Here is a 22,616-nt window from a genome sequence, read left to right as displayed (position 1 = left end):
GCGCTTCCCCGCCCGTGACAATGCTGTGCATGGGACATCTCGAAGCGGGTCATCTGGAGTACTACCTACCGGACGGGCGGGTGCTGCTCGGCGATGCCTCGTTCCGGGTGGCCGACGGGGCGGTGGTCGCCCTCGTCGGGGCGAACGGCGCCGGCAAGACCACCCTGCTGCGCCTGCTCTCCGGAGAGCTCCAGCCGCACGGCGGCTCGGTCTCGGTGAGCGGCGGGCTCGGGGTGATGCGGCAGTTCGTCGGCTCGGTGCGCGACGAGCGCACGGTGCGCGACCTGCTCGTCTCGGTCGCCCAGCCCAGCATCCGGAAGGCCGCCGAGGCCGTCGACCGGGCCGAGGAGCTGATCCTCACCGTGGACGACGAGGCCGCGCAGATGGCGTACGCGCAGGCGCTCAGCGACTGGGCGGAGGTGCGCGGCTACGAGGCCGAGACCGTCTGGGACATGTGCACGATGGCGGCGCTCGGCGTCCCGTACGAGAAGGCGCAGTTCCGCGAGGTGCGCACGCTCTCCGGCGGTGAGCAGAAGCGGCTCGTGCTGGAGGCGCTGCTGCGCGGCCCGGACGAGGTGCTGCTCCTCGACGAGCCGGACAACTATCTCGACGTCCCCGGCAAGCGCTGGCTGGAGGAGAAGCTGAGGGAGACCCGCAAGACGGTCCTCTTCGTCTCCCACGACCGGGAGCTGCTCTCCCGCGCCGCCCAGAAGATCGTCAGCGTCGAGCCCAGCCCGGCCGGCAGCGACGTCTGGGTCCACGGCGGCGGCTTCGACACCTACCACCAGGCCCGCAAGGAGCGCTTCGCCCGCTTCGAGGAGCTGCTGCGCCGCTGGGAGGAGGAGCGCGCCCGGCTGAAGGCCCTCGTCCTGCGGATGCGGCAGCAGGCGGCCAACAGCCCCGACATGGCCAACCGCTACCACGCGATGCAGACCCGGTTCAAGAAGTTCGAGGAGGCGGGACCGCCGCCGGAGCCGCCGCGCGAGCAGGAGATCCGGATGCGGCTGCGCGGCGGGCGGACCGGGGTGCGGGCGGTGACCTGCACCGGTCTGGAGCTGACCGGTCTGATGAAACCGTTCGACCTGGAGATCTACTACGGCGAGCGCGTCGCAGTCCTCGGCTCGAACGGCTCCGGCAAGTCCCACTTCCTGCGGCTGCTGGCCGGTGAGCCCGTGGCCCACACGGGGGAGTGGAAGCTCGGCGCCCGTGTGGTCGCCGGCCACTTCGCCCAGACCCACGCCCATCCGGAGCTGCTCGGCCGCACGCTCGTCGACATCCTGTGGACCGGGCACGCGAAGGACCGGGGCGCGGCGATGTCGGTGCTGCGGCGGTACGAGCTGGAGCGGCAGGGGGACCAGCCGTTCGAGAAGCTGTCCGGCGGACAGCAGGCCCGTTTCCAGATCCTCCTCCTGGAGCTGGCCGGCACCACGGCCCTGCTCCTGGACGAGCCCACCGACAACCTCGACCTGGAATCGGCCGAAGCGCTCCAGGACGGGCTGGAGGCCTACGACGGCACGGTGATGGCCGTCACCCACGACCGCTGGTTCGCGAAGTCCTTCGACCGCTTCCTGGTCTTCGGCTCCGACGGGGTCGTCCGCGAGACCCGCGAGCCGGTGTGGGACGAGCGGCGGGTGGAGCGGGTGCGGTAGCCCTCCGGGGCGACTCCCGCCCGCCCCGGCCCGGACCGGTTGTTTTGACCCGTCCGGGTCGGGGCGGGTAGGCTCTTGCACTGTTATGCGTATGGGCTAGGCCCTGACGCAGGTTCTCTGGAGCAGTTCCCAGTGGCTCGCATACGGGCTCGTCCCGGCATTGTGAGCTCCAGCTGCATGATCGCTTCAGGGGTGCCATGTGCCCTCATCCACTGAAGAAGCGAAGGCTACGAAGTGCGTACGTACAGCCCCAAGCCCGGCGATGTCACTCGCCAGTGGCACATCATCGACGCGCAGGACGTGGTCCTGGGCCGTCTGGCCACCACGGCCGCCAACCTCCTCCGGGGTAAGCACAAGGCGATCTACGCCCCCCACATGGACATGGGCGACTTCGTCATCATCATCAACGCCGACAAGGTTCACCTGTCCGGCAACAAGCGGACCCAGAAGATGGCCTACCGCCACTCCGGGTTCCCGGGCGGTCTCCGTTCCGTGCGGTACGACGACCTGCTCGCGAACAACCCCGAGAAGGCCGTCGAGAAGGCCATCAAGGGCATGATCCCCAAGAACAGCCTGGGCCGCCAGATGATCTCGAAGCTGAAGGTCTACGCGGGTGACCAGCACCCGCACGCTGCGCAGCAGCCGGTCCCGTACGAGATCACCCAGGTCGCGCAGTAGTTCCGGCCTCCCCCCAAAGACGTAAAGAAAGATCTGAGGAGAATCGTGGCCGAGACCACTGTTGAGACGCCCATCGAGGGCACCGACGGCGAGGAGACCTACGCCGAGGTGACGACCTTCGAGTCGGAGGTCCCCGTCGAGGGTGAGTACACCTCCGAGTCGCTCGCGGGCCGCTTCGGTGACCCGCAGCCCGCCGCCGGCCTGGGCCGTCGCAAGAACGCCATCGCCCGTGTCCGGATCGTTCCGGGCTCCGGCAAGTGGAAGATCAACGGTCGCACCCTTGAGGACTACTTCCCCAACAAGGTGCACCAGCAGGAAGTCAACGAGCCCTTCAAGGTGCTTGAGCTCGACGGCCGCTACGACGTCATCGCCCGCATCTCGGGTGGCGGCGTCTCGGGTCAGGCCGGCGCCCTGCGTCTCGGTGTGGCCCGCGCGCTGAACGAGGCGGACGTGGACAACAACCGCGCCACGCTGAAGAAGGCCGGCTTCCTCTCCCGCGACGACCGTGCGGTCGAGCGCAAGAAGGCCGGTCTCAAGAAGGCCCGTAAGGCCCCGCAGTACAGCAAGCGCTAAACCGCCTGCTCAACCGCGTTACACGTTCGCCCCGGCGGCACTCCTCGTGCTGCCGGGGCGTTCGTTTATTGACACCCTCGGGCATATAACGGCATAAGGCGTTCATAGGCTTGTTGGCTGCTTAGTCTGATTTTTGGTTTTTGCGTTTCGGAGCACCTTCGGAGGACACCAGTGGGACGACTCTTCGGCACGGACGGCGTGCGCGGCGTCGCCAACGCGGACCTGACGGCCGAGCTCGCGCTCGGGCTCTCGGTCGCGGCGGCGCACGTGCTGGCCGAGGCGGGCACCTTTGAAGGCCATCGGCCGACGGCCGTGGTGGGGCGCGACCCCCGCGCCTCCGGAGAGTTCCTGGAGGCGGCCGTGGTGGCCGGCCTCGCCAGCGCGGGCGTCGACGTCCTGCGCGTGGGCGTGCTCCCGACGCCGGCCGTGGCCTATCTGACCGGCGCCCTGGGCGCCGACATCGGGGTCATGCTCTCCGCCAGCCACAACGCCATGCCGGACAACGGTGTCAAGTTCTTCGCCCGGGGCGGCCACAAGCTCGCCGACGAGCTGGAGGACCGGATCGAGACGGTCTACGAGCAGCACCGCACGGGCGAGCCGTGGAGCCGGCCGACCGGTGCCGGCGTCGGCCGCGTCACCGACTACGTCGAGGGCTTCGACCGCTACGTCGCCCACCTCATCGGTGTGCTGCCCAACCGCCTCGACGGCCTCAAGGTCGTCCTGGACGAGGCGCACGGCGCCGCCGCCCACGTCTCGCCCGAGGCCTTCGCCCGTGCGGGGGCCGAGGTCGTCACGATCGGTGCCACGCCCGACGGGCTGAACATCAACGACGGCTGCGGCTCCACGCACCTGGAGCTGCTGCGCGCCGCCGTCGTCGAGCACGGCGCCGACCTGGGCATCGCCCACGACGGCGACGCCGACCGCTGCCTCGCCGTGGACGCGGCGGGCGAGGAGGTCGACGGCGACCAGATCCTCGCCGTGCTGGCCCTCGCCATGCGGGAGGCCGGGCAGCTGCGCAAGGACACCGTGGTCGGCACCGTGATGTCGAACCTCGGCTTCAAGCTGGCCATGGAGCGCGAGGGCATCCAGCTCGTCCAGACCGCCGTCGGCGACCGCTACGTCCTGGAGTCGATGAAGGCCGAGGGCTACGCCCTGGGCGGCGAGCAGTCCGGGCACGTCATCGTGCTCGACCACGCCACCACCGGCGACGGCACGCTGACCGGTCTGATGCTGGCGGCCCGGGTCGCCGCCACCGGCCGTTCGCTGGCCGAGCTGGCCGGCGTCATGGAGCGGCTGCCGCAGGTCCTGATCAATGTGCCGGACGTCGACAAGTCCCGGGTGAACACCTCCCCGGAGCTGGCCGCCGCCGTCACCGAGGCCGAGCGCGAGCTGGGCTCCACCGGCCGGGTGCTGCTGCGCCAGTCCGGTACGGAGCCGCTGGTGCGGGTCATGGTCGAGGCCGCCGACATCGAGCAGGCGCGCGCGGTGGCCGGACGGCTGGCCGATGTGGTGAAGTCCGCGCTGGGCTGAGCGGACCCGCTCGGAACGGAACGACCCGGTCTCACGGCCGGGTCGTTCCCGTTTCCGGGGGATCCTCCGCGGTGTCGCGCGCGCTCTCCAGGGCGGCCACGATCGCGGCCAGGTCCGCGGGGGCGGCCGCCAGCCGGACCGGCTCGCCGCCGTCGTCGATCTCGGCGATGTGCCAGCTCTTGGGGACGGTGTCGCCCTCGTCGCCCCGGGCCCGCCGTACGCCCAGGACGGTGAGCCGTTCCACGGGGATCGGCCGGGCGGCGAAGCGGCCGGGGCCGGCGTGCGGGGTCACGGCGGGCGGGCCGGCGCCGATGACGACATGGGTGCCGAAGAGGTGCCGGTTGTACGCGGTGGGCTCCAGGAAGCGGGCGGCCAGGAAGTGGTCGCGCCCGTCCGGTGCGGCGGGCGCGGGGGTCTCCTCCGGGGCGCGGACGCGCGTGGCGCGCCAGGCCAGGACGAGAGCGACCGCGGTGACCGCCGTGCCGCCCGCGGCCCAGAGGACCGTCGCGGGGGAGCCCAGCGGGTCCGCGGGGTGCAGGGCGCAGAGCGGCAGCAGCCAGGCGCCCGTCGCGGCGAACGCGCCCGCGAACGGAAGCGACGAGGGCAGGAACTCGTCGTCCCGCAGCCGGCGCCCGCGCCGGCGGATCAGCAGCAGCGCCCCCGCGTACCCCGCGCCGAGCGCGCAGCCGGCGGAGAAGGCGGCGATCTCCCCGGGGCCGGTGAAGTGGTCGTGCCAGACGTGGTGCTCGCCGGTGACCGTCCTCGCCCGGCCGTGCCAGAAGACCAGCTCGACCTTCTCGCCGGCCCGGAACGCGGCGGCGTCGCTCCGGGGGACGGCGAGCCGGTGGAGGGGGCGGTCCCCGGCGAAGTACAGCCAGCTGGTGCTGTTCCTGCCGCCGTTGACGTCGGTCCGCTCGATCACGCCGGGAAGGGTGGTCAGGCAGGCGCGGCGCTCGGCGGCCGGGGTGGCGGCGGTGCAGGGCACGGCCGCCCGCCACGCCCGCTGCTGGGCCGTCGCGTCCGCCACGTAGGTCGCGGCCACGCCCGACGCGGTGAGCAGCACCGCGCCCACGATCCACGGGAGGACGGCCCGGCGCCCCGCCGCGCCGCGTGCGATGACGGGAACCTCCTCGGACGCGGGGGCCGTGCCGTAACGGCGGTGCAGGGCGCGCAGCGCCGCCAGCTCCGCGTCGAACCGCCCGAGGTCCTCGCCGCTCATCGGCATCGGCAGCCGCCAGGTCCGCCCGCTGTCGAGCAGCACGCTGACGCGGTGGATGTCGGTGTGCCGCCCGTACTGGATGTAGCGGCGCAGTTCCACGACGCGGGCCCACGGCACCGTGCGGCGGCGCAGCAGGGTCCGGGAGCGCAGACCGTACGCGTCGGCGGTGAGCCGCGCGGTGGCCAGGTACAGGAACACCGGCCCCAGCATCGCGATCACCGCGCACACCCAGAACGCGGCGCCGAGGACGTCCCGCCGGAGGCAGGCCAGCAGCACGGCCACGACCGCCGCCACCGCGCAGACCGCGGAGCCCCACCACGACACGTTCCGCGCGGGAACGCGGAAGATCACTTCCCCCGGTTCGTTCATGACCCCAAGGGTGGCAGCGGTGGGGCGTCCGGCGCCTGTGGCGAATGCGGCAGTCTCGGCGGGCCCGATCCTGCCGGGCCGTCACCGGGGCAGGCGTGCCCCGCTCTCCGCGTACCGCTCGGGGTGCCTGCGGTGATGGCGCAGGGCCAGCACCCACAGGCCCTTCTGCGCGAGCAGGGTCAGCGTTCCGGCCAGCACGATCCCGCCGAGGTTGGCCAGCAGCTGCTGGACGGAGCCCGTCATCTGGCTGTAGTCGCGGTAGCTGAAGGCCATCGCGGCGTTCGAGGCGGCCGGCACCGTCGTCACGGAGATCGCGACCCCGATCAGCGCGCCCGATTTGGTGGAGGTCAGCGAGAGCGTTCCGGCGACCCCGGCGAGGAACGCCACGACGAACGACATCCAGTCGGGCTGCCAGATGAACGACGTGTTGGGCCGGGTCGCCTCGATCATCGACGCGTTGAACAGCCCGAAGGCGTCCATCAGATAGGCGAAGCCGACCGTCAGCGCCATCGCCACCGCGAAGCCGGCGACCAGGGCCCACAGCGAGCGCCACACCAGCCGGGGCGCGCGCTGGACCAGGGCCGTGCAGATCCCGGCGAGCGGCCCGAACTCCGGCCCCACCGCCATCGCGCCCACGATCAGGATCGCGTTGTCGAGCATCACACCGCAGGCGGCCAGCATGGTCGCCACGGACAGGAACGCCACATAGGTGAGGCTGAACGTCGACTCCTCGTGGGTGACGTCGGTCAGCTCCTCCCACAGGACGGCGTCCGCGCCCTCGCCCGGCGCCTCCTCCTCGGCGCGGTCGGCGCGGGCCGACAGGGTCAGGGCCGTGTTGTCCACGCTGATCGCCCCGGAGCGGGCCAGCCCGAGCGCCCTCAGCTCCCCGATCAGCGCGTCCCCGGCCTCCCGGGCCACATCGCAGAGCACCACGTCGCCCACCGGATCGCGCGCGGCCCCGGGCAGGACCACCAGGTGCGCGGTGCCGACCGTCGACTCCAGCAGAGCGGTCACCTCGCCGGTGCGGTCGGCGGGGACGATCAGGCGCAGATGCAGCACAGGGCTCCTCGGAGGGGCTCGACCGGCTCGGGACCCCAGGGGCCCGTCCCCTAGAGCTTGCGCAGGGACAGCCGTTGCACCTTGTGGTCCGGGCCCTTGCGCAGCACCAGGGTGGCACGGCCGCGCGTCGGGGCCACGTTCTCCACGAGATTGGGCCGGTTGATGGTCCGCCACATCGTCGCCGCGTACTCCATGGCCTCCTCCTCGGAGACCTGGGTGTACTTCCGGAAGTACGAGGAGGGGTCCTGGAACGCCGTCGCGCGCAGCTTGCGGAAACGGTTGAGGTACCAGGTCTCGATGTCCTCGGGGCGGGCGTCCACGTACACGCTGAAGTCGAAGTAGTCGGCGAGACCGACCCGGGTGCGGCCGTCCTTGCCGGGCAGGGCGGGCTGGAGCACGTTCAGCCCCTCGACGATGAGGATGTCGGGGCGGCGCACGGTGAGCCGTTCGCCGGGCACGATGTCGTAGATCAGGTGCGAGTAGACGGGCGCGGTGACCTCGTCCTTGCCGGCCTTGATGTCGGCGACGAAACGGGTCAGGGCCCGTCGGTCGTACGACTCGGGGAACCCCTTGCGCGACATCAGCCCGCGCGCGCGGAGCTCCTTCATCGGCAGCAGGAAGCCGTCGGTGGTGACCAGCTCCACCCGAGGGTGCTCCGGCCAGCGGGCCAGCAGCGCCTGGAGGATGCGGGCCGTGGTGGACTTGCCGACGGCGACGCTGCCCGCGACCCCTATGACGAAGGGGGTGCCGCGCTGCGCCCCGTGCCCGTTCCCGGCGTCCCCGAGGAAGGTGTTCAGGGCGCCGCGCAGCCCGGAGGTGGCCTGGACGTACAGGTTCAGGAGCCGTGAGAGCGGCAGATAGACGTCGCGGACCTCGTCCAGGTCGATGACGTCCCCGAGCCCGCGCAGCCGCTCGACCTCCTCGGCGCTGAGCGGCAGCGGCGTCCGGTCGCGCAGTGCGCTCCACTCGGCCCGGGACAGGTCGACGTACGGCGTCGCGGCGGGCTCGGTGCGACGCTGTGTGCTCCGGGACGGCGAGGTGATCACGGGAACATTGTTGCGGGAGTTCGACGGGAGTACGAACGGGGCGGGGGGTGGGCTCGGTCACGCCCTGACGCGCCGGTCTCCCGCCGTTCGGGTCCGCACCGGTTGCGCCATTGCGGCGCCCGGCCGGAGGCGGGCGGCGTGGTGCGCGAACCGTCTCGAACATGTTCTTACTGTCACTTTATGCTACGAAACCATCCCAAGGGGTCCCGCCGCAGCCGTGCGGTGCCGGCGACCGGAGCCGTGGCCCTGACCGCCGCCGTCATCGCCGCCCTCCTCGTCCCCGGGACCGTGCCGGTCGGCCACGCCGCCGCCACGGGCCCCGCCCTCGTGGACGAGACGTTCACCGGCGCGACGGCGGACAGCGACTTCACGGCCGTGGGCCCGGCCTGTCTGACCGGGGCCGCGCCCGCCACCCCGCCGTCGGACGACGCGGCCCACCCGCTGGGCGGCTGCCCGGACCCGGGGGTGGGGCCCGTACCGCCCCGCAACGCGGCGCCCCACGGCTACCTCCAGTTGACCGACGCGGGCAACGACCGCTCGGCCGCGGTGATCCACAACAAGGCCCTGCCCGCGAACGAGGGCCTGGAGGTCTCCTTCGACCAGTGGCAGTACGGCGGCTCGCCCGCCGCGAACCCGGCCGACGGCATCTCGTTCTTCCTGGTCGACGGTGCCGCCGACCTCTCCGCGCCGGGCGCCTTCGGCGGGAGCCTGGGTTACGCGCAGAAGCTGCCGGACGACGATCCGGGCCGGGAATTCCTGCCGGGCGTCGCCCACGGCTACCTCGGTGTCGGCCTGGACGTCCTGGGCAACTACTTCGGCGACTGGGAGCACCGCGGCAACGGCTGCGCGCGGCGTTCGCCCGCCGGTACGGGGTTCCGCATCCCGGGGCCGGGCGCCAACATGGTCACGGTGCGCGGCCCCGGCAACGGCACGGAGGGCTACTGCTTCCTGGCCGCGACCACGGACAACCTGACGACGGACGGGCCCTGGCCGTCCACCCTGCCGGGCACGCTGCACGGGCCGACGACGGCGGCCGACCTCCCCGCGGGCACGACGCCCGAGCAGGCGGAGCAGATCCTGGAGGCGTCCCGCCGCACGGTGACGGTCCGGCTCAGCCCGGCCCCCGACCCGGTGCTGACGGTCCTCGTCGACTTCCACGACGGCAACGGCGCCCAGCAGGTCCTGGAGACGGCCGCGCCGCAGCCGGTCCCGGCGACGTACAAGTTCGGCTTCGGCGCCTCGACCGGTGCCTTCACCGACGTCCACCTGCTGCGCACCCTGTCCGCGCGGTCGCTGAAGCCGCTGCCCCGGCTGAACCTGGTGAAGCAGGTCAGCATCGCCGAACCCCTGCCCGAGGTGATCGTGCCGGGGACGCGGGTGCCGTACGAGTTCGTCGTGACGAACGCGGGGGAGACCGGCCTCACCGAGGTGGCGGTCGACGACCCCACGGTCGGGCCGGTGGACTGCCCGTCCACCACGCTCGCGGTCGGTGCCTCGATGACCTGCACGGCGACGTACACCGTCACCGAGGCCGACGCGATCCGCGGCTATGTGGCGAACACGGCGACGGCGTCCGGGAAGAGCGGTGACGAGTCCGTGGAGTCCCCGCCGTCGAGCGTCGAACTGCCGCTGGGCGGCAAGGTCGGGCTCGCCCTCGTCAAGGAGGTGGACGACTCGGAGCCGTACGGTGTCGGGGACGAGGTGGAGTACACGTACGTCGTCACCAATGTCACCGACAGCCCGGTCGAGGACCTGGTGATTCGGGACGACCGCCTCCGGGACGTCACCTGCGCGTCCACGACGCTGGCGGCGCAGGGGACGCCGGGCGACAGCACCACCTGTACGGGTACGTACACGGTGGTCGCGGACGACGTGGAACGCGGGAGCGTGCTGAACACGGCGGTGGCGTCCGGCAACGGCGGCGCGGTGACGTCGCCGCCGGCCCAGGCGGCCATCCAGGTCACCGAGCCGACCCCCACCCCTACCCCCACTCCGACGCCCACCCCGACCCCGAGCCACACCCACAGCCCCAAGCCCACCCACAGCCCCACCCGCACGCACCACCCCACTCACCGGCCCACGCACCGGCCCACCTGGCCGGAGGAGACCTCCTCCGGGGGCGGCCACCCCGGCGGCGAACTGCCCGACACCGGAGCGCCGGACCTGGTGCCCCTCGGCTTCGGCGCGGCGGCGATGGTCGCGGGCGGGGCGCTGTTCCTGACCCGGCGGAGGCGGCCGGGGAAGGGGCGCGCGCACTGAGGTGAGGGCGGCCGGTCCCGATGGCCGGCCGCCCCTCCGTACCTGAGACGAAACCGGCCGGGCCCCTGGAGCAGGGGCCCGGCCGGCTTGCGTGCGGACGCGCCGCGGTGACGTGTCGCGGTGAGGCGTCGAGGTGACTAGTCCGTGCCGAACTCCATCGCGGCGCGGTCCAGCATCTCGTCGTCGTCGGAGACCTCGCCGCGGGACGCGATGGCCTCGGCGCCGCCCTCGGGCAGGGTGCCGATCAGGCCGGTCGCGGCGGCCTGGGCCGCGCCGATGGCCGGGTTGGCGGTGCCGATGAGGCCGATGCCCGCGTACTGCTCCAGCTTGGCGCGGGAGTCGGCGATGTCGAGGTTGCGCATGGTGAGCTGGCCGATGCGGTCGACGGGGCCGAACGCGGAGTCCTCGGTGCGCTCCATGGAGAGCTTGTCCGGGTGGTAGCTGAACGCCGGGCCCGTGGTGTCGAGGATCGAGTAGTCCTCGCCGCGCCGCAGCCGCAGCGTCACCTCGCCGGTGACGGCGGCGCCGACCCAGCGCTGGAGGGACTCGCGCACCATGAGCGCCTGCGGGTCCAGCCAGCGGCCCTCGTACATGAGACGGCCGAGGCGGCGGCCCTCGTTGTGGTACTGGGCGAGGGTGTCCTCGTTGTGGATCGCGTTGACCAGACGCTCGTACGCGGCGTGCAGCAGGGCCATGCCCGGGGCCTCGTAGATGCCGCGGCTCTTGGCCTCGATGATCCGGTTCTCGATCTGGTCCGACATGCCCATGCCGTGGCGGCCGCCGATGGCGTTGGCCGCCATGACCAGGGCGACGGCGGACTCGAACTTCTCGCCGTTGATGGTGACCGGGCGGCCCTGGTCGAAGCCGATCGTGACGTCCTCGGTCTCGATCTCGACCGAGGGGTCCCAGAACCGCACGCCCATGATCGGCTCGACGGTCTCCACACCGGTGTTCAGGTGCTCCAGGGTCTTCGCCTCGTGGGTGGCGCCCCAGATGTTGGCGTCGGTGGAGTACGCCTTCTCGGTGCTGTCGCGGTAGGGCAGGCCGTGGGCGACCAGCCACTCCGACATCTCCTTGCGGCCGCCCAGCTCCGTGACGAAGTCGGCGTCCAGCCAGGGCTTGTAGATCCGCAGGTGCGGGTTGGCGAGCAGGCCGTAGCGGTAGAACCGCTCGATGTCGTTGCCCTTGAAGGTGGAGCCGTCGCCCCAGATCTGCACGTTGTCCTCAAGCATCGCGCGCACCAGGAGCGTGCCGGTGACGGCGCGGCCCAGCGGCGTGGTGTTGAAGTACGCGCGGCCGCCCGAGCGGATGTGGAACGCCCCGCAGGTGAGCGCGGCCAGGCCCTCCTCGACGAGCGCGGCGCGGCAGTCGACGAGGCGCGCCAGCTCGGCGCCGTACGCCTTGGCGCGGCCCGGCACGGAGGCGATGTCGGGCTCGTCGTACTGACCGATGTCGGCGGTGTAGGTGCACGGGACGGCACCCTTGTCGCGCATCCACGCGACCGCGACCGAGGTGTCGAGGCCGCCCGAGAAGGCGATGCCGACGCGCTCGCCGGCCGGCAGGGAGGTGAGGACCTTAGACATAGGAAGATTATGCATCATCTCGCATGATCATGCAAAACCGGGTGTTCCTCCTCTCTGTGCGGGGGGCTCGCCCTACCTCCGTACCCGGGCGCGGCGCAGCCCCCGCGACGCGGGTGCAGACAAGTGGGCACCCCCACTAGTGGCCACCGGTCACGCATTGTCTGCGGCCCGTACCAGCACTTCCATGGCGGCAGCGAAGACCTCGCGAACCCCGTGAAGCAATTTCGTGCCACTGGAGGGAACCACCGTGCGGAGCTCAGCACGCAGAGCGGTCAGATCGTCAGGAGCCCGTGGCGGCATAGCCGTCGGCCAGGGCGTGGCGGCACTGCTCGCCGCAGCCGGCCTCGTCATGACGGCCCTGCCCGCCGCCCACGCGGACACCGCCCCGGCGGCCGTCGCGTCCGACGCCACCCCCGGCACCGGGACGGACACCCCGTCGCTCGTGACCGGTCTGAACGAGCAGGTGTCCGCCACCGCCCCGGCCGCCGACGCGGCCCGCGGCCACCTCAAGGCGAAGGCCGGTCGCTACCACATCGCGGACACCTCCGCGAAGGACCTCGCCTCCCTCGGCACCACCACCGAGAAGGGCGGCAAGGAGACGGTCCGTCTCCAGCAGAAGTACAAGGGCGTCGAGGTCCTCGGCGGTCAGTACGTCGTCCGCATGACGAAGAAGGACGGCAAGCGCGCCGTCACCGGCACCTCCGGCAACTACTTCACCGAGCTGAAGCTGGACACGGTCACCCCGAAGGTCTCGGAGAAGACCGCCGTCGAGCGCGCCGTCGGCGCGGTCGCCGCGCAGTTCGACCGCGGCCTCCTGCGCGCCCCGGCCAAGGGCGCGAAGTCCGCGAAGGCCGACTTCACCGGTACGGCGGGCGCCGTCACGATCCTTCCGCAGGGCAGCGGCGTGCTGACCCGGCACATCACCGTCACGGGCACCGACCCGGCCGACGGCTCGCCGGTCCAGCAGGAGGTGTACATCGACGCGCACTCCGGCTTCCCGGTCATGCAGTACAGCGGCATCCAGACCTTCGGCGCGACGGGCGCCGCCGCCGGGGCCACGCAGGGCGCGGCGGCCTCCGACCCCGCCTCGACGCTCCCCGCCGGCGACGAACTCGTCGTCAAGGGCAGCGGCGTCCGGTACAACGGCCAGAAGGTCGACATCAACCTGTACCGGGACATCAAGGGTTCCCTGCAGATGATCGACTACAGCCGCCGGGCGGCCGACTCCCCGCTCGACGGCCCCATGATCGCCACCTACGACGCGCGGGGCCGTGAGGCGTCCAGCGCCTCCGGTGTCTGGCCCGTCGGCGTCAAGTACTTCCAGCCCGCCACCCCGGAGCTCGGCGAGGACTACACCAACTCCGGTGCCGTGGACGCCCACTGGGCGGCCGGCAAGGTGTACGACTACTACAAGAACCACTTCGGCCGGAAGAGCCTGGACGACAAGGACGGCTTCATCTACTCCCTGGTCGGAGTCGTCAGCAACGGCCGGCCGTACAACAACGCCTTCTGGGACGGCACCAAGATGGTGTACGGCCAGGGCGGCGGCGACTACCGCACCTTCTCCGCCGACACCGACGTCGTCGGCCACGAGATGACGCACGGCGTCGTCACCCACACGGCCAACCTGGTCTACGCGGGCCAGTCCGGCGCGATGAACGAGGCCATCGCCGACTACTTCGGCAACGCCATCGACCTGGAGGCCAACGGCCAGTCGATGGACGACCCGGACGCCGGTCTCCTCGGCGAGGACCTGTGCACGACGCTCGGCCCGCGCGAGTGCGCCCTGCGCGATCTGAACGACGGCGCCACCACGGCGAAGAACTTCATCGGCGCCACCTACGGCGGCGACAACGGCGGCGTCCACCTCAACTCCACGATCTTCTCCGGCTCCCTCTGGGACATGCGCCAGGACCTCGGCGCGGAGTTCGCCGACCAGATCGTCTACCGCGCGCTCTCCGCGTACATGACCCCCCTCGACGGCTTCACCGAGGGCCGCGCCGCGGTCGTCGCCGCGGCGAAGGAACTGGGCGCCACCAAGGCCCAGCTCAAGATCGTCACGCGCTCCTTCGACGCGCACGGCATCGTGCCCGGCTGGGAGAAGGCGCTCGGCGTCGACACCGACACCCTGATGTCCAAGGTCAACATCTACAACACCGGCGTCGGCGCCGGCGGCGGCAAGTACGCCGTCTCCCGCTCCGACGCGGAGGGCGGCGAGCCCTACTCGGTGTGGCTCGGCAACACCTCCGGCAAGGGTCAGCCCGAGCTGGTGAGCGCCAACAACGGCGACTACAACGTCTACGCCAACACCGACGGCAAGACGGTGGTCTGGGCCGACTACGGCCCCGATGCCGTCCGGATCATGGCGCGCCCCGTCAAGGGCGGCCTCACCAAGATGATCGACGGCATCGGCAGCAACATCTCCGGCCTCGTCGTGGACGGCGACTACGTCGCGTACACCGCCTTCAACCCGCAGTACGGGGTCACGAACGTCCGGTACGTCAACATGAAGACCGGTGAGGTCGGCCTGGTCGACGGCGGTCGCCCGGCCCGTGTCTCGGGTCTGCCCTCCGTCAAGGACGGCAAGATCGCGTACGTGAAGCTGGCGCCCGACGCGAACGGCGACCCGGTTCTCGGCGTCGACGTCTTCGACGCCGCCACCCACACCACGACGTCGATGCCCGTCGCCCCCGAGGTCATGGGCGTCGGCCAGACCGCGATCACCGACGACGGCGTCTTCTGGATCGAGGACGACGACGTCACCGACGACGGCCAGGCCGCCGTCCGCCGTGCGAACCTCGACGGCACCAACCCGATCACCGTCACCCCGGAGGCGGGCGAAGGCTCCCTCTACGCCTACTCCCTCTCCGCCTCGGACGACGCGGTCAACGTCTCCACCATCCTGCCGGCCACCTGGTGGGCCAACGACACGATGATGAAGCTCTACCAGGTCGCGCCCGACGGCAAGGGCGGCCCGCAGCGCGTCTCCTGCAACCGCGGCGAGCAGGCCTACGGCGACTCCGACGAGGGACAGCGCGTCGTCTGGCTCGACGGCACCACCGGCTACACCAACCTGGTCAAGCGCGACCGCCCGGCGGGCAAGTGCTGACACCGGCCTAGCCGGCGCGACAACGGAACAACGGCACCACCGAACGCGGCGGCCGGACTCCTTGGGGGGAGTCCGGCCGCCGTTCGGTCGGTGGGGCGGCGGTACAGTCCCCATCCGGCTGCCCGGGTGAGGAGCGCCGGAACGGCGCGGTGATGCCATCACATCGGCAGGGGCGGGGACTTCGATGAGTACGAGCGGGGCGCAGACGTCGGCGTTCTTCCGTGATGTCGCCCGGAAACGGATCGTGTGGTGGGTCCGGGACGACGAGGGCAGCCCGGTCCCGGTGTCGGGTTCGGGGCAGCCGGCCTTTCCCTACTGGTCGTCCGAGTCCCGGGCGGAGCACGCCGCCAGGGTGTGGGGGCCGTCGTTCGGGGCCGTTTCCATGCCGCTGGAGCACTGGCGGGACGCGGCTCTGCCCGCGCTGGCCGGGGAGGGTCTGCGGGTGGGGATCAACTGGAGCGGGCCGCGTCTCACCGGCTGGGACTTCACGGTCGCCGAGGTGGCGAACCGGCTCGCCCATGCTCTGGGCGAGCCGCCCTACGACCGCTAGGCCGCCGTCATCGCACGCCTGACGCCTCTCCCGGGACCGGCGGGACCGGTACCCGTCCCTGCCGCTACCCCCGGAACGGCCGGTACGTCAGTTGTTTCACCCGGCGCAGGCACGGCATCGTCTCGACGTGTTCGACGCCGTCCAGGCCGCCCAGGCTCTCGCTGAGGTAGCGGTAGAGGTGGGCGGTGTCGCGGGTGACGGTGACGGCCATCAGGTTGGAGGGGCCCGTCATGGCGGCGGCGTAGGCGACCTCGGGGTGGGCGGCGAGGGTCTGGCCCACGCGGTGGAGGGCGTGCGGGGCGGTGGTGATGGAGAAGAGGGTCTGCATGCGGTAGCCGAAGTAGTCGGTGCTGTATTCGGTGTCGATGTAGAGGGCGCCCGAGGCCACGAGCTGGGCGAGGCGGCGGCGGACGGCGGACTCGGAACGGCCGGTGGCCCTCTGGAGCTCGGGGTACGGCGTCCGCCCGTCGCGTTCCAGCGCGGCGACGAGGGGTTCGTCCTCGGCGGTGATGAGGGGGGCGCCGGGCGGGCCCGGGTGCGGGGGCGGGGTGAGGGCGGCGATCTGGCCGGGCGTCAGCGCGCCGCTCTTGTGGAGCCAGCCGTACGGGCCGCCGTAGAAGCGGTGCAGCAACTGCTGGGCGCGGATGTCCACGATGTGCGGGGTGCGCGGGAGCCGGCCGAGGAGCAGGTCGTCGGTGCCGCCCCGGGAGCGGGTCCCGGCGGTGCACGTGACCTCCGTACCGCCCGAAGTGAGGGTGACCCACGAGGTGTCCGGGCGTTTGGCCAGGGCGTCCGCGATCGCCGTCGCCCCCTCGGGCGCGCAGCGCACGCGCAGCAGCCAGTGGTCGAGGGCGTCGTCGGTGGCCGCGCAGCGCACCCCGACCACGCGCAGGGCCGCGTCCGTGCGCAGCCGGCGCAGGCGCCGCGCCACCGTCTGGTCGGAGACGCCGAGCACGGCGGCGATCCTGCTGTAGGGGGCGCGGGGGTCCAGCTCCAGCGCGTGCAGCAGCTGAAGGTCGAGGAGATCGTGCGTACGGGCGGATTTCATGCGAGGAGGCCTCGGTGGTGTCGGATTCCGTCGGATGTCCGGCCGTGGCTGGGGGAGTACTCCGGCCTGGAGCGATCGTACGGGGGCGGTCGCCGGCCATCGGGGACGGTGCCGCACCGACACCGCAGGGAGAAGACATGCGCAAGTGGGGGCCGCTGACCGCGGTCTGTCTGGGGACGTTCATGCTGCTGCTCGACGTCACGATCGTCATCGTCGCGCTGCCCGACATGGCACGGGCGCTCGGCGCGTCGCTCGCCGATCTGCAGTGGGTCATCGACGGGTACGCGCTCGCGCTCGCCGCCCTGCTGCTCGGCATCGGGGCCGCGGCCGACCGGCTCGGGCGGCGGCGGGTCCATCTCACGGGCGTCGTGCTCTTCGCCGCCGCCTCGCTCGCCTGCGGGCTGGCCGGCTCGCCCGCCGTGCTCGTCGCCGCGCGCGGGGTGCAGGGGGTGGGCGCCGCCGCGATGTTCGCGACCACCCTGCCGCTGCTCGCCGCCGCCTACCAGGGGCGCGACCGCTCCGTCGCGCTCGGGCTGTGGGGCGCGGTGAGCGGCGGCGCGGCCGCCGTCGGCCCCGTCGTCGGCGGACTGCTGGCCGAGGGGCCCGGCTGGCGCTGGATCTTCTACGTGAACCTCCCGGTCAGTGTCGCCGCCGTCTGGCTGACCGCCCGCACGCTGCCCGAGTCGCACGGCGAGCGCGGACGCCGGATCGACTGGGCCGGCACCGTGGCCTTCGCCGTCTTCGCGGCGGCCGCCACGTACGGCGTCGTCGGGGCCGGCGGCGGGGGCTGGACCTCGGGCCGCGCCCTCGCCGCCTTCTCCGTCGCCGCGCTCGCCCTGCTCTGCTTCGTGCTCGTCGAACGGCGCGCCGCCCACCCGCTCCTGGAGCTGTCGCTGTTCCGGACGTCCGCGTTCACCGGGGTGATGGCCGGGGCGCTCGCGTACAACACGGCGGCCTTCGCCGTCCTCCCGTACACCTCCATCTGGCTCCAGACGGTGCTCGGGCTCAGCCCGGTCCGGGCCGGGCTGGCACTCCTGCCGCTGGCCGCCACGGCGTTCGTGGTGTCGGCGGCCGGAGGGCGGCTGCTGCACGGGGTCGCGCCGCGCTGGACGCTCGGCACCGGCCTCGTCCTGATCGGTGCCGGCACGCTCGGCACGGCGGTCCTCGGCGCGGGTTCCTCCTGGCCCGTCCTGCTGCCCGGCCTCGTCGTCGCCGGCCTCGGCACCGGACTGGTCTCCCCGGCCCTCGCGGGCGCCGCCCTCGCCGCCGTACCGCCGGAGCGCTCCGGCATGGCGGGCGGTGCCGTGAACACCTTCCGCCAGCTGGGATACGCCCTCGGCGTGGCCGTGCTCGGCACGGTCCTCACCTCCCGGATCGGCACGACGCTCGGCGCGGAGCGGGCGCACGCCCTCGCGGGCGGCGGGGCGCCGGGGCTGCGCGCGGCCGGGGTGCCGGAGCAGGCGCTGCGCTCGGCGTTCGCCTCCGGCCTGAACACGGCCGCGGCCGTCGCCGGGGCCGCCGGGATCGTCGCCGGGCTGCTGGTCCTCCTCCTCGTGAAGGGCGGACGGGCGGCCGACCACGGCGGAGGCGGTGCGCGCGCAGGGCTTGAAAAGGGCCTCGCTTCTGCGAATATGCGATGAATAGGGGGTAATCGGCAGAAAAGGGCAGTCATGTGCGGAATCGTGGGTTACGTCGGTGGGCAGTCGGCGCAGGACGTCGTCGTCGCGGGTCTCAAACGGCTGGAGTACCGGGGCTACGACTCCGCCGGGATCGCGGTCCTCGCCGACGGCGGACTGGCCGCCGCCAAGAAGGCCGGGAAGCTCGTCAACCTGGAGAAGGCACTGGCCGAACGGCCGCTGCCGGTCGGTGCCGCCGGCATCGGCCACACCCGGTGGGCCACCCACGGCGGCCCCACCGACGCCAACGCCCACCCGCACCTCGACAACGCCGGACGCGTCGCCGTCGTCCACAACGGCATCATCGAGAACTTCGCCGCGCTCCGCACCGAACTGGGCGGCCGGGGCCACGATCTGCGCTCCGAGACCGACACCGAGGTCGTCGCCCACCTCCTCGCCGAGGCGTACGCGCAGAGCGGGGACCCGGCCGAGTCCATGCGGCAGGTCTGCCGCCGTCTGGAGGGGGCCTTCACCCTGGTGGCCGTGTTCGCGGACGCCCCCGACACGGTCGTCGGGGCCCGGCGCAACTCCCCGCTCGTCGTCGGCATCGGAGAGGACGAGGCCTTCCTCGCGTCCGACGTCGCCGCCTTCATCGCCCACACCCGCTCGGCGGTCGAACTCGGCCAGGACCAGGTCGTGGAGCTGCGCCGGGAGGGCGTCACCGTCACCGGTTTCGACGGGGAGCCCGCCGAGACGCGCGCGTACCACGTGGACTGGGACGCCTCCGCCGCCGAGAAGGGCGGCTACGCCTCCTTCATGCTCAAGGAGATCGCCGAACAGCCCAAGGCCGTCACCGACACGCTCCTCGGCCGCATCGACCCCGAGGGCACCCTCCACCTCGACGAGGTGCGCATCACCCCCGGCGAACTGCGCGAGGTCGACAAGGTCGTCGTCGTCGCCTGCGGCACCGCCTTCCACGCCGGGATGATCGCCAAGTACGCCATCGAGCACTGGACCCGCATCCCCTGCGAGACCGAGCTGGCCAGCGAGTTCCGCTACCGCGACCCGATCCTGGACCCGCACACCCTCGTCATCGCCATCTCCCAGTCCGGCGAGACCATGGACACCCTGATGGCCCTGCGGCACGCCCGCGAACAGGGCGCGAAGGTCCTCGCCATCTGCAACACCAACGGCTCCACCATCCCCCGCGAGTCCGACGCCGTGCTCTACACCCATGCCGGGCCCGAGGTCGCCGTCGCCTCCACCAAGGCGTTCCTGACCCAGCTCGTCGCCTGCTACCTCGTCGCGCTCTACCTCGGCCAGATCCGCGGCACGAAATGGGGCGACGAGATCCGCACCGTCATCCGCCAGCTCTCCGAGATCTCCCGCTCCGTCGACCGGGTCCTGGAGACGATGGGACCGGTCCGCGAACTGGCCCGCTCGCTCGCCGGCCACGACACCGTGCTCTTCCTCGGCCGGCACGTCGGCTACCCGGTCGCCCTGGAGGGCGCGCTGAAGCTCAAGGAACTCGCGTACATGCACGCCGAGGGCTTCGCCGCGGGCGAGCTCAAGCACGGGCCCATCGCGCTCATCGAGGACGGGCTGCCGGTCGTCGTGGTCGTCCCCTCACCGGCCGGCCGCTCCGTGCTGCACGACAAGATCGTCTCCAACATCCAGGAGATCCGTGCCCGCGGCGCCCGCACCGTCGTCATCGCCGAGGAGGGCGACGACGAGGTCGTCCCGTACGCCGACCACCTCATCCGCGTCCCCGCAACGCCTACGCTGCTTCAGCCGCTGGTCGCGACCGTCCCCTTGCAGGTCTTCGCCTGCGAACTGGCCACCGCCCGCGGCAACGAGGTGGACCAGCCGCGCAATCTGGCGAAGTCCGTCACCGTGGAGTGAGCCGGGAGAGAACGAAGGTGCGTACGTGATCATCGGGGTGGGGATCGATGTGGCGGAGATCGAGCGGTTCGACGCCGCGCTGCGGCGCTCGCCGCGGCTGGCCGCGCGGCTGTTCGTCGACAGCGAGCTGCTGCTCCCCGACGGCGAACGGCGCGGCGTCGCCTCGCTGGCCGCCCGCTTCGCCGCCAAGGAGGCCCTGGCCAAGGCGCTCGGCGCCCCCGCCGGGCTGCTGTGGACGGACGCCGAGGTGTACGTCGAGGAGGGCGGCCGGCCCCGGCTGCGGGTGCGCGGCACCGTCGCGGCCCGCGCCGCCGAACTCGGCGTCCGCCACTGGCACGTCTCGCTCAGCCACGACGCCGGGGTGGCCTCCGCGGTGGTGATCGCCGAGGGGTGAGGCGGGGCCGTCTCCGTTGCGCGCCGGGCGATGACGCGGGGCCGGGGGCGTCTCCGTTCCGCGTCGGGTGGTGAAGCGGCGCGGGCAGCGGCGTTCCCGCCTACGTTGGAGCCATGCGTACCGCCTACAGCGTCTCCACCGTACGGGCCGCCGAACAGGCCCTGATGGCACGGCTGCCGGAGGGCGCGCTGATGCAGCGCGCCGCCGCCGGGCTCGCCGCCGCCTGCGCCGATCTGCTGCGCCGCACCGGCCGCGTCTACGGCTCCCGGGTCGTCCTCCTCGTCGGCACCGGGGACAACGGCGGCGACGCGCTGTACGCCGGGGCCCGGCTGGCCCGGCGCGGTGCGGGCGTCGTGGCCGTGCGGACCGCCCCCGGACGGGCCCACGAGGGCGGCAGCGCGGCGCTGCTCGCGGCGGGCGGACGGGTCGTGGACCCCGACGACCTCGGCCCGCACCGGGACTGGGAGGGCCGCGTCGACCTCGTCGTCGACGCGATCACCGGCATCGGCGGACGCGGCGGACTGCGCCCGGCGGCGGCCGCGCTCGTCGAGCGGTACGCCGCGCACCCCGCGCCGATGCTCGCCGTCGACCTGCCCTCCGGCGTCGAGGCGGACACCGGTGAGGTCCTGGGCGATGCGGTGCGCGCGGACGCCACCGTCACCTTCGGGGCGTACAAACCGGCGCTCCTGATCGACCCGGCCGCCGAACGCGCCGGCGCCCTCCGCCTCGTCGACATCGGGCTCGGGCCCGAACTGCCGGACGTCCCCGACCTGGAAGCCCTCCAGTACGCGGACGTCGCCGCGCTGCTGCCGCGGCCCGCCGCCGAGAGCGACAAGTACCGGCGGGGCGTCGTCGGCGTGGTCGCCGGATCGGCCCGCTACCCCGGCGCGGCGGTGCTCGCCGTGTCCGGGGCGCTGCGCGGGGGCGCGGGCGCGGTCCGGTACGTGGGCCCCGGCGCCGGGGCCGTCATCGCCCGGCATCCGGAGACCCTGGTCCACGACGGGCCGCCGTCCGGGGCCGGGCGCGTCCAGGCGTGGGTGGTCGGGCCCGGACTCGGCGACGGCACCGAAGCCGCCCTGGCCGTCGCCGACGTGCTCGCCGCCGAGGTGCCGGTGCTCGTCGACGCGGACGGGCTGCGGCTGCTGGACGCCGACGTCGTCCGCGCCCGCACCGCCCCGACCGTCCTCACCCCGCACGCCGGGGAGGCCGCCGCGCTGCTCGGCGTCGCCCGCGAGGAGGTCGAGGCCGGGCGGCTCACCGCCGTACGCGCCCTCGCCGCCCGCTACCGCGCCACCGTGCTGCTCAAGGGCTCCACCACCCTGGTCGCCACCGACGACCCGCACACCCCGGTCCGGGTCAACCCGACCGGCACCCCGTGGCTGGCCACCGCCGGCAGCGGCGACGTGCTTTCCGGGCTGACCGGTTCGCTGCTGGCCGCCGGACTCGCCGCGCGCGACGCCGCGTCCGTCGGCGCCCATCTCCACGGCCTCGCCGCCCGGCACGCCGCCGACGGCTCCCCGGTCGCCGCCCAGGACGTCGCGGACGCCCTCCCGGCGGCCTGGCGGGACGTCCGGGCCTGAGCGATCCTGGGAGACGGACGGCGAGAGGAGACCGGCCATGGGCAGCGACAGCGGCACCGACGTGCGCGTACGCCGGGCCTACGACCCCCGGGAGGACGACGACGGCACCCGGGTCCTCGTCGACCGGCTCTGGCCGCGCGGCGTCTCCAAGGAGCATGCCGCGATCGACCACTGGCTCAAGGACGTCACCCCCTCGTCCGAGCTGCGCTCCTGGTACCACCAGGACCCCGGCAGCCGCTACGACGACTTCGTGGACCGCTACCGCGCCGAGCTGGCCGACTCCGCGCACGCCGCGGCCCTGGACGAACTGGTCGGCCTGGTCCACGACGGCCCCGTGACCCTCGTCACCGCCGTCAAGGACGTTCCGCACAGCCACGTCCCGGTCCTCGTCGACCAGCTGGAGCACGCACTGCACCACCACTGACACCCCTCGCATGTGGGACTTTCCGGAC

17 protein-coding genes are annotated in these 22,616 nt (G+C 72.8%); 12 read left to right on the top strand and 5 right to left on the bottom strand.

Annotated elements, in window-relative coordinates; all coding sequences use genetic code 11:
- Positions 1 to 20 precede the first annotated feature (20 nt).
- From ACFVDM_RS17570 to glmM, 4 genes are all read left to right on the top strand, one after another.
- Entirely contained in the window at positions 21 to 1,649 is a 1,629-nt protein-coding gene (locus ACFVDM_RS17570; RefSeq protein ID WP_383640152.1) for an ABC-F family ATP-binding cassette domain-containing protein, read from the top strand.
- A 234-nt stretch (positions 1,650 to 1,883) separates the two neighbouring features.
- Complete coding sequence (gene rplM / locus ACFVDM_RS17565) at positions 1,884 to 2,327, top strand: 50S ribosomal protein L13 (protein ID WP_018101206.1); 444 nt, start codon at positions 1,884 to 1,886, stop codon at positions 2,325 to 2,327.
- 45 nt (positions 2,328 to 2,372) lie between these two features.
- Positions 2,373 to 2,900: a 30S ribosomal protein S9 gene (gene rpsI / locus ACFVDM_RS17560; protein ID WP_383639963.1), complete on the top strand. Its 528-nt coding sequence runs from the start codon at positions 2,373 to 2,375 to the stop codon at positions 2,898 to 2,900.
- Between the two features lie 171 nt (positions 2,901 to 3,071).
- Positions 3,072 to 4,430: a phosphoglucosamine mutase gene (gene glmM / locus ACFVDM_RS17555; protein ID WP_383639960.1), complete on the top strand. Its 1,359-nt coding sequence runs from the start codon at positions 3,072 to 3,074 to the stop codon at positions 4,428 to 4,430.
- Between the two features lie 31 nt (positions 4,431 to 4,461).
- On the opposite strand, the gene ACFVDM_RS17550 is transcribed toward glmM, so the two are convergent.
- The 3 genes from ACFVDM_RS17550 to coaA form a co-directional block, all read right to left on the bottom strand.
- On the bottom strand, positions 4,462 to 6,018 hold the full coding sequence (locus ACFVDM_RS17550; protein WP_383639957.1) for a PH domain-containing protein: 1,557 nt from the start codon (positions 6,016 to 6,018) through the stop codon (positions 4,462 to 4,464).
- 81 nt (positions 6,019 to 6,099) lie between these two features.
- Positions 6,100 to 7,077, bottom strand: a complete 978-nt coding sequence (locus ACFVDM_RS17545) for a DUF389 domain-containing protein (protein WP_383639954.1) — start codon at positions 7,075 to 7,077, stop codon at positions 6,100 to 6,102.
- Positions 7,078 to 7,127: 50 nt separating this feature from the next.
- Complete coding sequence (gene coaA, locus ACFVDM_RS17540; RefSeq protein WP_383639952.1) at positions 7,128 to 8,123, bottom strand: type I pantothenate kinase; 996 nt, start codon at positions 8,121 to 8,123, stop codon at positions 7,128 to 7,130.
- Positions 8,124 to 8,303: 180 nt separating this feature from the next.
- Here coaA and ACFVDM_RS17535 point away from each other — a divergent pair, with 180 nt between their 5' ends.
- Entirely contained in the window at positions 8,304 to 10,382 is a 2,079-nt protein-coding gene (locus ACFVDM_RS17535) for an LPXTG cell wall anchor domain-containing protein (RefSeq protein ID WP_383639949.1), read from the top strand.
- Positions 10,383 to 10,519: 137 nt separating this feature from the next.
- On the opposite strand, the gene argG is transcribed toward ACFVDM_RS17535, so the two are convergent.
- Complete coding sequence (gene argG, locus ACFVDM_RS17530) at positions 10,520 to 11,965, bottom strand: argininosuccinate synthase (protein ID WP_383639946.1); 1,446 nt, start codon at positions 11,963 to 11,965, stop codon at positions 10,520 to 10,522.
- 247 nt (positions 11,966 to 12,212) lie between these two features.
- Here argG and ACFVDM_RS17525 point away from each other — a divergent pair, with 247 nt between their 5' ends.
- Positions 12,213 to 15,074 carry a M4 family metallopeptidase gene (locus ACFVDM_RS17525; RefSeq protein WP_383639943.1) on the top strand — a complete coding sequence of 954 codons (2,862 nt, stop codon included), beginning with the start codon at positions 12,213 to 12,215 and terminating at the stop codon, positions 15,072 to 15,074.
- A gap of 184 nt (positions 15,075 to 15,258) precedes the next feature.
- The gene (locus ACFVDM_RS17520; protein WP_383639940.1) at positions 15,259 to 15,624 is read left to right on the top strand and encodes a DUF2750 domain-containing protein; all 366 of its coding nucleotides are present in this window, start codon (positions 15,259 to 15,261) and stop codon (positions 15,622 to 15,624) included.
- A 64-nt stretch (positions 15,625 to 15,688) separates the two neighbouring features.
- Here ACFVDM_RS17520 and ACFVDM_RS17515 read toward each other — a convergent pair whose 3' ends face one another.
- Complete coding sequence (locus ACFVDM_RS17515; RefSeq protein ID WP_383639937.1) at positions 15,689 to 16,672, bottom strand: Lrp/AsnC family transcriptional regulator; 984 nt, start codon at positions 16,670 to 16,672, stop codon at positions 15,689 to 15,691.
- Between the two features lie 137 nt (positions 16,673 to 16,809).
- Between ACFVDM_RS17515 and ACFVDM_RS17510 the strand changes: the two genes are divergently transcribed.
- From ACFVDM_RS17510 to ACFVDM_RS17490, 5 genes are all read left to right on the top strand, one after another.
- Positions 16,810 to 18,312 (top strand): MFS transporter, encoded by a 1,503-nt coding sequence (locus tag ACFVDM_RS17510; RefSeq protein WP_383639934.1) that lies wholly within the window; start codon positions 16,810 to 16,812, stop codon positions 18,310 to 18,312.
- Between the two features lie 30 nt (positions 18,313 to 18,342).
- The gene (gene glmS, locus ACFVDM_RS17505; protein WP_383639932.1) at positions 18,343 to 20,190 is read left to right on the top strand and encodes a glutamine--fructose-6-phosphate transaminase (isomerizing); all 1,848 of its coding nucleotides are present in this window, start codon (positions 18,343 to 18,345) and stop codon (positions 20,188 to 20,190) included.
- 25 nt (positions 20,191 to 20,215) lie between these two features.
- Positions 20,216 to 20,584: a holo-ACP synthase gene (locus ACFVDM_RS17500; RefSeq protein ID WP_383639929.1), complete on the top strand. Its 369-nt coding sequence runs from the start codon at positions 20,216 to 20,218 to the stop codon at positions 20,582 to 20,584.
- Positions 20,585 to 20,697: 113 nt separating this feature from the next.
- On the top strand, positions 20,698 to 22,164 hold the full coding sequence (locus ACFVDM_RS17495) for an NAD(P)H-hydrate dehydratase (protein ID WP_383639926.1): 1,467 nt from the start codon (positions 20,698 to 20,700) through the stop codon (positions 22,162 to 22,164).
- A 37-nt stretch (positions 22,165 to 22,201) separates the two neighbouring features.
- Positions 22,202 to 22,588 carry a DUF488 domain-containing protein gene (locus tag ACFVDM_RS17490; RefSeq protein ID WP_383639923.1) on the top strand — a complete coding sequence of 129 codons (387 nt, stop codon included), beginning with the start codon at positions 22,202 to 22,204 and terminating at the stop codon, positions 22,586 to 22,588.
- The last annotated feature ends 28 nt before the right edge of the window (positions 22,589 to 22,616 follow it).

Source organism: Streptomyces sp. NPDC057682 (assembly GCF_042799575.1).
Classification (GTDB): domain Bacteria; phylum Actinomycetota; class Actinomycetes; order Streptomycetales; family Streptomycetaceae; genus Streptomyces.
This window is presented reverse-complemented; position numbering and strand designations above follow the sequence as displayed.

Excerpts from the sequence above, each read along its gene's own strand:
- ACFVDM_RS17495 (WP_383639926.1), top strand. The coding sequence starts at position 20,698 with ATGCGTACCGCCTACAGCGTCTCCACCGTACGGGCCGCCGAACAGGCC.
- ACFVDM_RS17550 (WP_383639957.1), bottom strand. The coding sequence starts at position 6,018 with ATGAACGAACCGGGGGAAGTGATCTTCCGCGTTCCCGCGCGGAACGTG.
- ACFVDM_RS17535 (WP_383639949.1), top strand. The coding sequence starts at position 8,304 with ATGCTACGAAACCATCCCAAGGGGTCCCGCCGCAGCCGTGCGGTGCCG.
- ACFVDM_RS17570 (WP_383640152.1), top strand. The coding sequence starts at position 21 with ATGCTGTGCATGGGACATCTCGAAGCGGGTCATCTGGAGTACTACCTA.
- ACFVDM_RS17520 (WP_383639940.1), top strand. The coding sequence starts at position 15,259 with ATGAGTACGAGCGGGGCGCAGACGTCGGCGTTCTTCCGTGATGTCGCC.
- ACFVDM_RS17515 (WP_383639937.1), bottom strand. The coding sequence starts at position 16,672 with ATGAAATCCGCCCGTACGCACGATCTCCTCGACCTTCAGCTGCTGCAC.
- ACFVDM_RS17490 (WP_383639923.1), top strand. The coding sequence starts at position 22,202 with ATGGGCAGCGACAGCGGCACCGACGTGCGCGTACGCCGGGCCTACGAC.
- argG (WP_383639946.1), bottom strand. The coding sequence starts at position 11,965 with ATGTCTAAGGTCCTCACCTCCCTGCCGGCCGGCGAGCGCGTCGGCATC.
- ACFVDM_RS17510 (WP_383639934.1), top strand. The coding sequence starts at position 16,810 with ATGCGCAAGTGGGGGCCGCTGACCGCGGTCTGTCTGGGGACGTTCATG.
- glmS (WP_383639932.1), top strand. The coding sequence starts at position 18,343 with ATGTGCGGAATCGTGGGTTACGTCGGTGGGCAGTCGGCGCAGGACGTC.